Here is a 13708-nt window from a genome sequence, read left to right as displayed (position 1 = left end):
GGGGGGGGGGCTCACCCCGCCCGCCCGCGTCACGAACGGCGACCGCCGCGCGTGCGGCCACGACCGCCGCGCGTGCCTAGATGTAGCCCTCGCGGACCGCGTGGGCCACCGCGTGCGCCCGGTTGCGCAGCTGCAGACGCGTGGTCAGACCGTGCAGCACGTTCTTGACGGTCCGCTCGGAGTAGGACAGCCGGGCCGCGATCTCCCCGGTGTCCCACCCCTCCGCAACCAGCCGCAGCACGTCCGACTCACGCTCCGACAGGCCCGCCGGCGCATGGCCCGGCATCCCCTGGACGGACCGTTGCAACCGGCCCACCTGGGCGATCAGCCGGCCCTGGAGATCGGCCGGCAGATCGCCGTCGCCCCGGGCGGCGGCCAGCACCGCACGGCCGAGCCGCTCCGGCGTGGCCTCCCGGCGCCACAGGATCGCGGCCACCCCGCACTCCACGGCCTCCAACAGCTCGGTCTCACGCATCCGCTCGACCACCAGCACCACCCGCTGCCCGGCACCGCGCACCAGCCGGCGCAGGGCGGCCGTGGCAGCGGCGTCGGCGGACTCGGTGACCAGCACGGTGACCGTGCCCGGCGCGGACGTGCCGGTCGGATCCACCACCGCCACCCCCGGGAACCGGCGCAGCTGCGCCTCCGCGCCCGCCCGGGACAGCGGATCGGCAGCCTGGACGGCCACCGGAACGGTCGCCGAACGGGCCGTGGCACCCACGGTGCCACCCGAAGGACGGGCCGGAGCCGGCGCGGTCACCTGGGGGTGGACGGCCGGAGCGGCACCGGGAGTCACAAGAGGGTTCGCGGCGACGGAACGGGACGCCACCGGCCGTTGCGGTGGAACGGTGCGCGCGACCGGCGCCGACGCCCGCCCCGCCGGAACCCGGCGGTCGTACTCGGTGTGCAGGACAGTCAAATCTGGCCCCCTCCTGGGAAAACAGGCCCGGCCACCCCGGCGGCGGACGCCGAACCGTACGGGCGCCGCGTGCCCCGGGGGTGGTGAACCGTTCAACGGCGATCCGGGAGCGCTGCCCGTGCCCCGGACCCAGGCTCCATGCTTCCCGTCGGGGACCGCTCCCGGCCATCGTGGTCCACCACGAGATCTGGACACGGGCCGGGACCACGGTCCCACCCGGAACCGGGCCCCGGGTCACCCCCGCGGCCGCGACCGGGCCCACGGCCACCGCCGACCCCGGGACCCCGGTCACAGCCACCGCGACGGACCCGACCAGGTGCCGGTTCCCCGCCCCGCCCCTCCTCCGCCCGGGCCCCCTCGACGCCCCGCGGAGCGGTCGTACGCAACACGCGCACGACATTTCGCCGAGGCGCGAACCGGACCATGGGGCGAACGCGTGAATAGGAGGTCAAGCTGTTTACCCGATACAACGGCAGACACTGCCCGTTCGGACAGCGACGGGTGCCCGGAGAGGGCAGAGGGGAGAAGGGGAGCACGGATGAGGACCGCCACGTCCACCCGCCTCGCGGAACGCGAACCGCACCTGCGGCGGATCACCGACCACACCGAGGCCGCCCGCGCCGGCACCGGCAGCGTCCTGCTGATCACCGGCGCCGCCGGCACCGGCCGCAGCGCCCTCCTCGCCGAGGCCGCCCGCCAGGCCGGCGCGGCCGGCACCACCGTGCTCCGCTCCCGCTGCTCGGCCGACGAGCGGGCCACCCCCTACGCCGCCGCCCGCCAGCTCTTCGACACCGGCCCCGCCCCGGTCGGCCCGTACGGCCACGTCCCCTACGGCCACTTCCCGTACGGCAACCCGCCGAACCCCTACGGCACCGGCACCGCCACCGATCCGGACACCGCCGAGGCCACCCTCTGGTCCCTGCTCCGCCTGCACGCCAACCACCACCCCGTACTGCTCGCCGTCGACGACATCCACCTCGCCGACGAACCCTCCCGCCGCTGGCTGCGCCAGGTCGCCCGCCGGATCGACCGGCTGCCCGTCCTGCTGCTCGTCACCGAACGCCGCCAGAACACCCTCGCCACCCCGCCCGACCGGTTCGGCCGCGACCTGCCCGCCGAGCTCGCCGCCACCCTCCGCCTCGGCCCGCTCAGCACCCCCACTGCCGTCCGCCTCGCCGAGGAACACCTCGGCCCCGGCACACCCCCCACCCTCGCCGCCGACTGCGCCCGCGCCACCGGCGGCAACCCGCTGCTGCTCACCGCCCTCCTCTCCGACCTCGGGCCGGGGCGGTACGAGCCGGGACCCAGCCGCTACGAGCCGGGGTACGGGCGGCGCGCGCTGGGACCGGCACACCGCGAGCTGGAGCCCGTCCCGGGGCCCTACGCCGCCGGTGCGGGGCCGTTCACCGCCGGCGCGCGGCCGTACGCGGGCACGGCCGCCCTGTACGCCGTCGGTGCCGGACCGGACCTCGGACCGGACCTCGGGCTCGACCTGGGTCTCGACCTCGGCCTCGGCCGGGACCTCGGGCTCGACCTCGGCCCCGGCCCCGGTCCCGGCGCCGGTGCGTCCGCCGCCGAAGGGGCCCACCCCCGCACCGCCGCCGCGGTCGCCCTCCCCGACGACCCGGCGACCCTCCCCGACGACGACGGCGCCCTCCCCGACACATGCGCCGCCCTGCCCGGCGGCGCCTTCGCCGAAGCCGTCGACACCTGGCTGCACGGCGGCGGCGACCAGGCCGTCACCGCCGCCCGCGTCCTCGCCCGGATGCGCGAACACCCCGCCGCGGCCACCACCGCCCCCGGCACCGCCCACGCCGACCTCGTCCCCCTGCTCGCCGACCTCACCGACGCCGACCCCGGCCGCCTCACCGGCTGGCTCGCCGACCTCACCGCCCACGGACACCTCGCCGCACCCGCCCCCGGCCGCTGGCCCCGGTTCGCCCACCCCCTGCTCGCCGACGCCGTCCTCGCCGGCCACGGCCCCGGCCACCGGGCCGAGGTCCACCGCGCCGCCGCCGAACACCTCCACTGCAGCGGCGCCCCCGACGAACGGATCGCCGGCCACCTCCTGCTCACCTCCGCCCCCACCCCCCACTGGGCCACCGAGACCCTCCGCCGCGCCGCCCGCAAGGCCGCCGACGCCGACCGCCCCGCCGACGCCGCCACCCTGCTGCGCCGCGTCCTCGCCGAACCCCTCAGCGACCGTCAGCGCGGCCTGCTGCTCACCGAGCTCGGCGGCCTCGAAGTCACCCTCGGACCGGCCGAACGCACCGTCGGCCTGCGCCACCTCGCCGAGGCCGTCCACCTCCAGCAGTCCGACGAAGGCGTCTTCCGCGCCGCCGGCACCCTCGGCGCCGTCCTCGCCACCCGCGGCGACACCGCCGCCGCACTCGAACTCATGGAGGACCTCGCCGACCGCTTCGCCGACCGGGAGGACCTCGTCCACGCCGTCCAGGCCGCCACCGCACAGATCGCCGCCCACGACGGCCGCAGCTGGCTCCAGGTCGTCGAAGGCGTCCAGCGCTTCGCCGCCCGCACCCCGCACCGGCTCGCGCCGCCCGCCTACGCGCTGCTCACCGAGTTCGACGCCACCAGCGGCCTGCTCTCCGCCGCCGAGGTCACCGAACGGGTCCGCGAACTCGACGGCTCCCCCGTCGACCCGCTCTGCCGCTCCTACCTGCTCGTCTCACTCGCCACGCTCGCCCAGTGGAGCGACCAGCTCGACCAGACCGACGAATTCGTCACCCGCGGCCTCGCCGCCTACCGCGGCGGCCCGCTCGACCCCGGCTACCAGTGCCTGCTCTCCGTCAGGGCCGAGACCAGGATCATGCGGGGCGAGTACCAGGCGCTGCTCGACGACTACGCGCTCACGGCGCCCGGGTCCCGCGCGTCGTCCGGCCCCCCCGTACCGCCCGCCGCCCGCCCGACCGCCCAGTCGGTCCTCCGGTCCACCCCGTGGGGCCCGCCCGGACTGCCCCGGCTGCACACCTGGGGCGGCGCCGACACGGGCGACCGCTCCTGGTGGAGCGGCGCCTGCGCCGAACAGGGCGGCGGCACGGTTCCCGGCGGGACCCCGGAGACGGACACCGGGACGGGCCCCGACGCGGCGCCCGCAGGCACGGGCACGGCAGTCGCAGGCACGGAGACGGCCACCGGAACGGGCGCGGAGCCGGGCACGGCCCCGCGCGCCACCCGGGCCGCGACGACCACGCGGGGCGGCGACGACACCGCACCCGGCCGCTACGCCGAACTCCTCGGCCAGCAGAACGCCCACCTCGTCGCCCAGGCCGTCCTCGCCCTCGTCGAGACCGGCCGGCTCTGGCAGGCCCACGGACTCGCCCGCGCCGTCGCCGCCGACCGCGCCCAGGACTCCTGGGAATGGAACGAGTACCTCTACGCCCGCGGCCTGCTCCGGCTCGCCTCCGGCGAACCCGCCGAAGCCCTCGCCGACCTCCTCGAATGCGGACGCCGCCAGGGCGAACGCCAGGTCCGCAGCCCCATCGTCACCCCCTGGCGCTCCGCCGCCGCCGAATGCCACCTCCAACTCGGCGAACCGGGCCCCGCCGTCGCCCTCGCCGAGGAGGAACTGCGCCTGGCCCGCGTCTGGGGCACCCCGCGCACCGTCGGCCGCGCCCTGCGCACCCTCGCCGCCGCCACCGGCGGACGCCACGGCCTCGACCTCGCCGCCGAGGCCGTCCACCTGCTGCGCGGCGCCGAACTGGACACCGAACTCATCCCCGCCCTGATCACCTACGGCCGCCTCCTCGCCGAGGGCGGGCGCCGCGGCGCCGCCCGCCGCGCCCTGCGCGAGGCCGCTGGCCGGGCCGAACGCCTCGGCGCCGTCCGGCAGCGCGCCGCCGCACTGGAATCGCTCCGCGCCTCCGGCGCCCGGACCGGCCGCGGCGAACAGGCCGGCGCCGAGGCCCTCACCGACAGCGAACTGCGTATCTGCCGGCTCGCCGCGGCCGGGCACTCCAACGCCGAGATCGCGGCCATGCTGCACCTCGCCGTCCGGACGGTCGAGACCCACCTGACCAACAGCTTCCGGAAACTCGGGGTGCGGCGGCGCCTGGAACTGGCAGGCGTGCTGGAGGGGTGAGCGGAGGAGTCCCCTCCCCGCCCACCCCTCCTCCCGTACGTCCCCCGGGCCGCGCCGGGCCGCGCCGAGCCGTGCCCGTGCGCCCGGCGCGGCGCCGCTACGCCGGGACCATCGCCGCCATCTCGTCCACCACGCGGGCCAGTTCGGCCGCCGGATCGGCCCCGTTCGGCGTCCACGGCTGCCAGGTCCGCGCCCGCAGATAGCCGTCCACCGCCAGCGGCAGCCGACGCACCACGATCGGCTCCGTCGTCGGCCCCGGACCCGCACTGCGCAACCGCTCCAGCAACACCGGCACCCGCGCCGACGCGGGCAGCGGCGCCGACCGGACGAACGCCGCCAGCGCGTCCAGCTCCGGCCAGTACGGCGGAGGCTGGGCCGAGACCGGCACGACCGGCGACGACGGCGACTGCCGCACGACCGGCGGCACCCGCGGCGGCACCCGCGGCGGCACCGGCGACGACGGCGGTGACACCGGCGCGACCGGGACGGCCGGCGGGGGCGAGACCACCGACGGCAGCGACATCGACGACACCGACACCTGCGGCACCGGCAACGACGACGACGTCTCCTCCGACGCCCCGGACCCCGCCGAACCCCTCGCCGGCACCGCCCCCCGCGACCCCGCCGGCTCCTTCGGCCCGCCACCCGGCACCAACAACGCCACCGCGCCGTACAGCCCGACCACGATCCCCGGCCACCAGTCCCCGCCGTACCCCGCGAAGTGCAGCCCCAGCCCGCCCGCACCGGCCACGCAGGCCGCGATGTTGCGGACGGACCCCAGGTACCGCAGGACCCGCCCGCCGCCCTCGCCGCCACCGTTACTGGTAGCCACGGATCTCCTCGAACGCCCCGTCCAGCGAGCCCGTCCCGTCGAACAGCTTGCCGCCCGTCAGGTCCGCGATCCCCTGCAACTGCCCCTTCGCCGCGTCACCGAACAGGATCGGGAACACCGGCACCGACTTCTGCGCCGCCGGCAACCCCCCGTGGAACGACCTGAAGTCCTTGTCGGTCGCCCCCTCGTTGCTCTCCCCGTCCGACATCAGCACGATCGACGTGAACCGGTCGTCCCCCGCCGCGGCCTGCTGCCGCTGGATCACCCGGTACGCCTCCTGCAACGACGAGTACACCGCCGTCCCGCCGTCCGACGACAACGCCTGCACGTCCGCGTTGATCGACGCCAGCTCCTGCTGCGCCGCGGCCCCCGACGGCACCGCGTGCGTCTTCGTCGACTTCACCTTCGACGCGAAGGAGATCAGCGTGACCTCCTCCCGGTCCCGGAACCGCCGCACCCCCCGGGTGTCGTCCGCCCCCGTCAGCCGGCCCATCGCCGACTTCAGCGACGCCAGCCGCGGCCCCGCCATCGACCCGGAGGTGTCCAGCACGTACACCGTCCGCGACGGGCGCCGCAGCTCGTTCTGGTACGAGGACAGCAACCCGTCCGCCACCGCGCGCGTCCCCGGGAACGGCAGCTCGTGCCGCCGGTCCGTCGGCAGGCCGGCGGCCGGCGCGACCCCCGCCCCGATCGGGCGGCGCAGCGTCAGCTCCGAGATCCGCTTCTGCACGTCGTCCTTGAGCAGGTACGCGGTCAGTCGCCCGAACGCCTCCCGCTCCCGCTCCGACGAGGAACTCAGCAGCGTCAGAGGATAGTTGGCCGTCACCACGCCGTCCGTCGGGCGGACCACGGTGAGCTGCTGGTCGGCGGGCAGCGTCTTGTTCAGCGACAGCAGCACCGACTCGTAGTTCACCAGCGCCCCCACCGAGCCCTGCTCGGCCCGGGAGTACGCCTGCGTCAGCCAGCCGGACGAACCGGACGTCAGCTTCTGCCCGGTGAAGAACTGCTTCAGCGACGGCGTCGCCTTCTGCACGTCCGCCCCGGTCAGTGCCGCGCTCGCCCCCGAGAAGGCCGAGGCCACCGCCACCAGCGCCGAGAAGCCCGAGTTCGACCGGGACGGGTCCGCCATCCCGTAGCGCAGCTTGCCGGAGGCCGCGGCCTCCGCCAGGTTCCCCCACGTCACCTTCGAACCGTCGCCCCAGGCGAGGTCGGCGAGTACCGAGGAACGGACGCCGAACGCCACCGGCGAGGTCATCACCGGTGTCTCGGACAGCAGCTTCGACCTGCTCCCGTCGTCCAGGTGCAGGTACTGGTTCGACGGGAACCAGATCGCGTCGTACTTGCCGTCCGTCTTGCCCGAGGAGACCGCGTCCGCCCCGTCCAGCGACCCCGTCCAGGCGAACTGCACGGTCACCCCGGTCGCCTTCTGCGCCTCCTCCAGCACCGGCGCCATGTCCTGCAGCTCGCTGCCCGCGAGCACCCGCAGCACTCCCGCCTGCGCGGTCGGCGCCGGGGCGTCGCTCTGCTTGGGCGGTGGATCGGCCTTGGGCGAGGACGTGCACGCCGTCACCGTCGCCACCAGCACGGCCAGCCCGACCGCCAGGCCCCGCGCACCGCTCTTCCGCATCATCGCCGTCCTGCTCGTCATGTCCCCCGGTCAGCCCTTCGTCGCGCCGTCGATCAGTTTCTGCAGGATGTCGGGCACCGGAATCGGAGCCTGCTTCACCTTCGCCGCACCCAGGTTGGGGGCGAGCTTGAACGAACCGCTCGCGCTCTTGAGCTGCTGCCCGAACGCGTTGGTGTCCCCCTGCGGGCGGAAGCCGTACTTGGCCGCCAGCTGCCGGAGCTTCTCGTTGCCGTTCAGCTGGCCGGCCAGCTTCCGGCCGTTCCCGGTGAGTCCGACGACGGTGTGGTCGGAGTAGACGGTGGTGTCCGGGTAGAGCACCACCAGGTCCTCGGGCGCCTTCTGCTTGACGACCAGCTCGGCCGCCTGGGACTCGTACGCGAGCACCAGGGCGCCGCCGCCGTTCGAGAGGAAGTCCGCGAACGGCTCGTCGGTGGACTTCTTCAGGGCGCCCTGCTTGGTGATCGCGGTGTGCAGGAGGCCCTTGGTCTTCTCCACCCCCGCGGCGTCCGCGACCGGCTGGTGGCCGTTCTCCAGGAAGGAGAGCAGCGCGACGTACATCGCACCCGAGGAGGACGTGGTGGGGTCGGTGGTGGTGAGGTAGACGTCCCCGGCCAGGTCGCCGGGCTTGTCACCCTTGAGCTGGTCCCACTTCCGGCCCGTCCGGACGGCGTTGAGGTACTCGTCCATCGTGAACGTCCAGACCCCCGAGGCCTGGTCCTGGCTCGCCAGCCCGTTGTCGGCCAGCACCCGGGCCGTCTGGGCGTGCGCCATGATCACCAGGGGCGAGTAGAACGGGCGGATCGCCGTCTCGGTGATCTTCTTGTTGGCGCGGATCGCGTCGGCCGGTGGCTGGCTGGCGGGGAAGGCGAAGTCCATGTTGTCCAGGTTGTCGCCCATCTGCCAGGAGCCGGCGCTCACCACCTTCACCGCGAGGCCCTGCCGGGCCAGTTCCGCCTTGACGTCGCCGTCCTCGAAGAACTCGCGCTTCTCCGAGCCGATGAGCCCGTTGACCGTGACGGTCTCGGGCTCCTTGTCGTCGCCCCGTGGCTCTTTCAGGAGCGCGAACGCCACCCCGCCGAGCAGCAGCAGTGCTGCAAGCACCCCGAACGCACGCTTCATGCCGGACGCTTCCCCCTCGTCGGATCCCTCACGGGCACCCGGGCAATCCCTACCCGGGTGACGAGCGTCCCGCCGGACCGCGAGCGACGGCCGAAGTCACGGTGAACCGGGGGTGAACACCCCTTCACGGAATCGCATCGACGGTCGACCTGCCGCCGCCGCCGGGGACCTCTCGCACACCGGTCCGACATCGTGTCAGATATGTTCAACTCTCCTTACGGCAACGGTCATCCCGAGGTCCGGACCCGCGTCGACGTTACGCGCCGGTAATGCCTACTCTCAGCTGTATGCGCCGAGCAAAAATCGTCTGTACCCTCGGGCCCGCCACCGACTCGTACGACCAGATCAAGTCCCTGGTCGACGCCGGGATGGACATCGCCCGCTTCAACCTGAGCCACGGCTCCCACATCGAGCACGAGGAGCGCTACCGCCGGGTCCGCAAGGCGGCGGACGAGACCGGCCGGAGCGTCGGCGTGCTCGCCGACCTTCAAGGCCCGAAGATCCGCCTGGGCACCTTCACCGAAGGCCCCGTACTTCTCGAACGCGGCGACGAGTTCACCATCTCCACCGACAACGGCGTCGAGGGAGACCAGAACGGTTGCGGCACCACCTACCCCGGCCTCGCCGGGGACGTCGCCCGCGGCGAGCGGATCCTCGTCGACGACGGGCGCGTCACCCTGGAGGTCGTCGAGGTCGACGGGCCCCGGGTCCGCTGCCTCGTCATCGAGGGCGGCCTGGTCTCCGACCACAAGGGCCTCAACCTCCCCGGCGTCGCCGTGTCCGTGCCCGCGCTCAGCGAGAAGGACATCGACGACCTGCGCTGGGCCCTGCGGACCGGCGCCGACCTCATCGCGCTCTCCTTCGTCCGCAGCGGCCGGGACGTCGAGGACGTCCACCGGGTGATGGCGGAGGAGGGCCGGTACGTCCCGGTCATCGCCAAGATCGAGAAGCCGCAGGCGGTGCAGAACCTCGACTCGATCGTCGACCGCTTCGACGGGATCATGGTCGCCCGCGGCGACCTGGGCGTGGAGATGCCCCTCGAACAGGTCCCGATGGTCCAGAAGCGCGCCGTCAAGCTCGCCAAGCGCAACGCCAAGCCGGTCATCGTCGCCACCCAGATGCTCGACTCGATGATCAACACCTCCCGGCCCACCCGCGCCGAGGCCTCCGACGTCGCCAACGCCGTCCTCGACGGCACCGACGCGGTGATGCTCTCCGGCGAGACCTCGGTCGGCAAGTACCCGGTCGAGACGGTCCGCACCATGGGCCGCATCATCCAGGCCGCGGAGGAGGACGTCCTCGCCGCCGGACTCCCCCCGCTCACCGCCGGCAGCAAGCCCCGCACCCAGGGCGGCGCGGTCGCCCGGGCGGCCGCCGAGATCGGCGACTTCCTGCACGCCAAGTACCTGGTCGCCTTCACCCAGTCCGGCGACACCGCCCGCCGCCTGGCCCGCTACCGCTCGCCCATCCCCGTCCTCGCCTTCACCTACGAACCCGCCGTCCGCAGCCAACTGGCCCTCACCTGGGGCCTGGAGACCTTCCTCGGCCCGTTCGCCCCCACCACCGACGAGATGGTCGAGCAGGTCGACGCGGCGCTGCTCTCCCTCGGGCGCTGCCAGAAGGGTGACATCGTCGTCATCACCGCCGGCTCCCCGCCCGGTCTCGCCGGCTCCACCAACCTCGTCCGCGTCCACCACGTGGGCACGCTCGACAACTGACCGGTCCGGTGCGGCTCCGCCCCGGCGGAGCCGCACCGGAGTCAGTGCTTCGGCCCGATGTGCGCGTCCATCAGGGCGACGGACTCCTTGCGGGCGACGGAGACGTTGACGGTGCCCGTGGGGCGGGTGACGGACTTCCACCGGACGCCCACGGCGTCGAGGGTGTCCGTGAAGAGACGGACGATGTCGGTCGACGTGTTGGTGAAGAAGTAGCGCGGGTACTCGTAGCGTTTGGGGCTGCCGCCGACGGTCCGCGTGGTCCAGTTGGTGATGCGGCAGCCGTCGGAGTGGATCAGGCCGCGGAGGAACTCCCAGGGGTGGGCGTCGACGGTCTCCTGCTGCCAGGGTTCGAGGGCGATGGTGCGCCGATGCTTCGGGCCGGGGCCGTGCTGGGGGAAGAGACAGGGCCAGTGCTTGCTGGTACTGACCACGCTGGTGTAGCCGGTGGCGCGCACGCGTATGACCTTGTTCCGTGGCATGACGGCGGCCATCGCCCGCTCACACGCGTCGATCAGGCCCGGCCAGGCGTCACCGCAGGCGATGCGGAGAGCGTGGACTCCGCGACGACCCTCGCTGACGCATCCGTCGCCGAGGTAGAGACCGAGAAGGTAGGCGTAGTCGGCGCGGGGCACGGACGGGCTCAGTCGGTCGGAGGGGGCCGGGCAGTCGTTCGGCTTCCGGGGGCCGGGTTCCGCGGTCCACTGCCTGACCGAGTAGCGGGAGATTCCGGTGGTGCGGCTCACCTGGCTGAGGGTCAGACCGGACGCGTGGAGGTCCAGGGCTCGCTGCCGCGCAGCGGTGTCGTACATGCGCCCGAGCCTGAGTCGTCAGGGCGTGCGCCGTGGGGAGTCGTGCGAATTCTCATTCGAAGTGATGAAGATCGCCAACTGTCGGGTCGATTTTCATGACCTTGGAAATGAAGGAAAAGTACCCCGGGTGGGATTCGAACCCACGCTGTATGGTGTTTGAGACCATTGCCTCTTCCGCTGGGCTACCGGGGCAACCGCTGAATCGAAGGTTGCCTCCGACCCTGCTTGGTCTCAAACATACCGTGTCTGGGTACCCTCGTGCATGCAGTACCCCGCCGGAACGAGGAGCCCCGTGAGCACCGCCGACGAGCAGGCAGAGCCGCTTGAGACCGATTCGCCCCAGATCACCCGCATTGTGATCGCCGAGGACGAGGCGTTGATCCGCCTCGACCTCAAAGAGATGCTGGAAGAGGAGGGGTACACCGTCGTCGGCGAGGCCGGGGACGGCGAGACGGCGGTCCGGCTGGTCCAGGAGCTGAAGCCGGATCTGGCGATCCTCGACGTGAAGATGCCGGTGCTGGACGGGCTGTCCGCCGCCGAGCAGATCCACGAGGCGCACCTGGCGCCGGTGCTGATGCTGACGGCGTTCTCGCAGCGCGAGCTGGTGGACCGGGCCCGTGACGCGGGCGCGATGGCGTACATCGTGAAGCCGTTCTCGAAGAGCGACCTGGTGCCCGCGATCGAGATGGCCGTGTCCCGGTACACGGAGATGCGGACGCTGGAGGAGGAGATCGCCGACCTCACCCAGCGGCTGGAGACCCGGAAGCTGGTGGACCGGGCGAAGAGCGTGCTGCAGACGAAGTTCGGGCTGAACGAGCCGGCCGCGTTCCGGTGGATCCAGAAGACCTCGATGGACCGTCGGATGACGATGGCCGCGGTCGCGGAGGCCGTGATCGAAGAGGGCGAGGCCCAGGACAAGAAGAAGGCCGAGGAGCCGAAGCCCGAGTAGGCGGTCGGTGGACGGCACGACGGTACGACGGAGGGCCCGGCAGCGCTGCCGGGCCCTCCGTCGTACGCCGGTGCGGGGTCAGTCCTCGCCGAGGTAGGCCTTGCGGACGGACTCGTCGTGCAGGAGGTCCGCGCCGGTGCCCTGGAGGACGATGCGGCCGGTCTCCATGACGTAGCCGCGGTCGGAGAGGGAGAGCGCGGCCTGGGCGTTCTGTTCGACGAGCAGGATCGTGGTGCCGTCGGCCTTGAGCTCGACGATGGTGGCCATGATCTTCTGCATCATCAGCGGAGAGAGGCCCATGGAGGGCTCGTCGAGCATGAGCAGCTTGGGCCGGGACATCAGGGCGCGGCCCATGGCGAGCATCTGCTGTTCGCCGCCGGAGAGGGTGCCGGCGGCCTGCTTGCGGCGTTCGCCGAGGATCGGGAACAGGCCGTAGGCGCGCTCGACGTCCGCCGTGATGCCGTCGGTGTCGCTGCGGAGGAAGGCGCCGAGGAGGAGGTTCTCCTCGATGGTCATCCGGGGGAAGATGTGCCGGCCTTCGGGGGAGTGGGCGAGACCGAGGGCGACGATCTTGTGGGCGGGGACGGTGTCGAGCGCCTGCCCGTCGAAGGTGATGGTGCCGGAGAGCGGCTTGAGGAGGCCGGAGAGGGTGCGCAGGGTGGTGGTCTTGCCGGCGCCGTTGGTGCCGATCAGGGTGGTGACCTCGCCCTGGTTGACGGTGAAGCTGATGCCCTTGACGGCCTCGATCTTGCCGTAGGCGACGCGGAGGTCGTTGACCTGGAGGAGTGGGGTCACTGGTCGGTCTCCGTAACGGGGGCGGTGCCTTCGAGCGGGGCGCCGAGGTAGGCGGTGATGACGCGTTCGTCGTTCTGGACGGTTTCGCGGTTGCCCTCGACGATCTTCTGGCCCTGGACGAGCACGGCGGTGCGGTCGCAGAGGTTGAAGATGAACCGCATGTCGTGCTCGATGACGAGGACGGAGACGCCCCGGTCACGGATGGCGAAGACGAGTTCCTCGGCGGCGCGGGTCTCCTGGGGGTTCATGCCGGCGGTGGGCTCGTCGAGGAGCAGGAGACCGGGGTCGGAGGCCAGGGCGCGGGCGATCTCCAGCTTCCGCTGCTCGCCGTAGGGGAGGTTGCGGGCCAGGTGGTCGGCCTTCTCGGCGAGGCCGGTGAAGGCCAGGAGCTCCATGGCCTTGTCACGGCTCTCGGCTTCGGAGCGCCGGTAGCCGGGGCCGCGGAGGATGGCGGAGAAGAGGCCCTGGTGCATGCGGCTGTGCCGGCCGACCTGGACGTTCTCCAGGACGGTCATGTTGGCGAAGAGCCGGATGTTCTGGAACGTGCGGGCGATGCCGGCCTGGGTGACGAGGTGGGGCTTGGGCGGCAGGACGGTGCCCTGGTAGGCGACGCGGCCCTCGGTGGGCACGTAGAGGCCGGTGAGGCAGTTGAAGAAGGTGGTCTTGCCGGCGCCGTTGGGGCCGATGAGGCCGATGATCTCGCCGCGGCCGACGGTGAGGGAGACGTCGTTGACGGCGGTGAGGCCGCCGAAGCGCATGGTGACGCCGGTGACTTCGAGCAGGGGCTGGGCCGGCGAGGGTGCGGGGCCGGCCGGTGCGAGGGCGTCGGTGGTGGTCATCT

10 protein-coding genes and 1 tRNA gene are annotated in these 13708 nt (G+C 73.0%); 3 read left to right on the top strand and 8 right to left on the bottom strand.

The genetic code is table 11. The features are described 5' to 3' along the window. Positions 1-76: 76 nt before the first annotated feature. Positions 77-721, bottom strand: a complete 645-nt coding sequence (locus ACFWIC_RS34850) for a response regulator transcription factor (RefSeq protein ID WP_329879211.1) — start codon at positions 719-721, stop codon at positions 77-79. 736 nt (positions 722-1457) lie between these two features. On the opposite strand from ACFWIC_RS34850, the gene ACFWIC_RS34845 reads away from it, so the two are divergent. Then, a complete protein-coding gene (locus ACFWIC_RS34845) occupies positions 1458-5018 on the top strand; it encodes an AAA family ATPase (RefSeq protein ID WP_380520940.1) in 3561 nt (1186 codons plus the stop codon). A 97-nt stretch (positions 5019-5115) separates the two neighbouring features. Here the strand turns inward: ACFWIC_RS34845 and ACFWIC_RS34840 are convergent, their stop codons facing one another. Genes ACFWIC_RS34840 through ACFWIC_RS34830 form a run of 3 tightly spaced genes read right to left on the bottom strand, consistent with a single transcriptional unit; the run spans position 5116 to position 8596 of the window. Then, complete coding sequence (locus ACFWIC_RS34840; protein WP_380520939.1) at positions 5116-5850, bottom strand: hypothetical protein; 735 nt, start codon at positions 5848-5850, stop codon at positions 5116-5118. Beyond that, the gene (locus ACFWIC_RS34835; RefSeq protein WP_329879208.1) at positions 5837-7498 is read right to left on the bottom strand and encodes a VWA domain-containing protein; all 1662 of its coding nucleotides are present in this window, start codon (positions 7496-7498) and stop codon (positions 5837-5839) included. The genes ACFWIC_RS34840 and ACFWIC_RS34835 overlap by 14 nt, the downstream gene beginning before the upstream one ends. Positions 7499-7507: 9 nt before the next feature. Then, the gene (locus ACFWIC_RS34830; RefSeq protein WP_355407056.1) at positions 7508-8596 is read right to left on the bottom strand and encodes a hypothetical protein; all 1089 of its coding nucleotides are present in this window, start codon (positions 8594-8596) and stop codon (positions 7508-7510) included. A gap of 287 nt (positions 8597-8883) precedes the next feature. Here ACFWIC_RS34830 and pyk point away from each other — a divergent pair, with 287 nt between their 5' ends. Further along, a complete protein-coding gene (pyk, locus tag ACFWIC_RS34825) occupies positions 8884-10314 on the top strand; it encodes a pyruvate kinase (RefSeq protein ID WP_329879206.1) in 1431 nt (476 codons plus the stop codon). A 41-nt stretch (positions 10315-10355) separates the two neighbouring features. Here pyk and ACFWIC_RS34820 read toward each other — a convergent pair whose 3' ends face one another. Next, positions 10356-11123, bottom strand: coding sequence for a transcriptional regulator (locus ACFWIC_RS34820; protein WP_380520937.1), 768 nt, complete (start codon positions 11121-11123; stop codon positions 10356-10358). Between the two features lie 119 nt (positions 11124-11242). Next, positions 11243-11315 (bottom strand) — tRNA-Leu (locus ACFWIC_RS34815). A 100-nt stretch (positions 11316-11415) separates the two neighbouring features. Between ACFWIC_RS34815 and ACFWIC_RS34810 the strand changes: the two genes are divergently transcribed. After that, positions 11416-12072 carry a response regulator gene (locus ACFWIC_RS34810; protein WP_329879204.1) on the top strand — a complete coding sequence of 219 codons (657 nt, stop codon included), beginning with the start codon at positions 11416-11418 and terminating at the stop codon, positions 12070-12072. A 78-nt stretch (positions 12073-12150) separates the two neighbouring features. Here ACFWIC_RS34810 and ACFWIC_RS34805 read toward each other — a convergent pair whose 3' ends face one another. Both ACFWIC_RS34805 and ACFWIC_RS34800 read right to left on the bottom strand, forming a co-directional pair. After that, a complete protein-coding gene (locus ACFWIC_RS34805; protein WP_329879203.1) occupies positions 12151-12867 on the bottom strand; it encodes an ABC transporter ATP-binding protein in 717 nt (238 codons plus the stop codon). After that, complete coding sequence (locus ACFWIC_RS34800; protein ID WP_329952079.1) at positions 12864-13706, bottom strand: ABC transporter ATP-binding protein; 843 nt, start codon at positions 13704-13706, stop codon at positions 12864-12866. The genes ACFWIC_RS34805 and ACFWIC_RS34800 overlap by 4 nt, the downstream gene beginning before the upstream one ends. Positions 13707-13708: the final 2 nt, after the last annotated feature.

Origin of the sequence: Kitasatospora sp. NPDC127035 (genome assembly GCF_042726075.1) — a bacterium.
GTDB lineage: Bacteria > Actinomycetota > Actinomycetes > Streptomycetales > Streptomycetaceae > Kitasatospora.
Note: the sequence above shows the minus strand (reverse complement) of the source record. Positions and strands in the feature narration are given on the sequence as shown.

What these genes read in the sequence shown, in the direction of transcription:
- ACFWIC_RS34845 (WP_380520940.1), top strand. Translation starts at nt 1,458, where the DNA reads ATGAGGACCGCCACGTCCACCCGCCTCGCGGAACGCGAACCGCACCTG.
- ACFWIC_RS34835 (WP_329879208.1), bottom strand. Translation starts at nt 7,498, where the DNA reads ATGACGAGCAGGACGGCGATGATGCGGAAGAGCGGTGCGCGGGGCCTG.
- ACFWIC_RS34830 (WP_355407056.1), bottom strand. Translation starts at nt 8,596, where the DNA reads ATGAAGCGTGCGTTCGGGGTGCTTGCAGCACTGCTGCTGCTCGGCGGG.
- pyk (WP_329879206.1), top strand. Translation starts at nt 8,884, where the DNA reads ATGCGCCGAGCAAAAATCGTCTGTACCCTCGGGCCCGCCACCGACTCG.
- ACFWIC_RS34820 (WP_380520937.1), bottom strand. Translation starts at nt 11,123, where the DNA reads ATGTACGACACCGCTGCGCGGCAGCGAGCCCTGGACCTCCACGCGTCC.
- ACFWIC_RS34800 (WP_329952079.1), bottom strand. Translation starts at nt 13,706, where the DNA reads ATGACCACCACCGACGCCCTCGCACCGGCCGGCCCCGCACCCTCGCCG.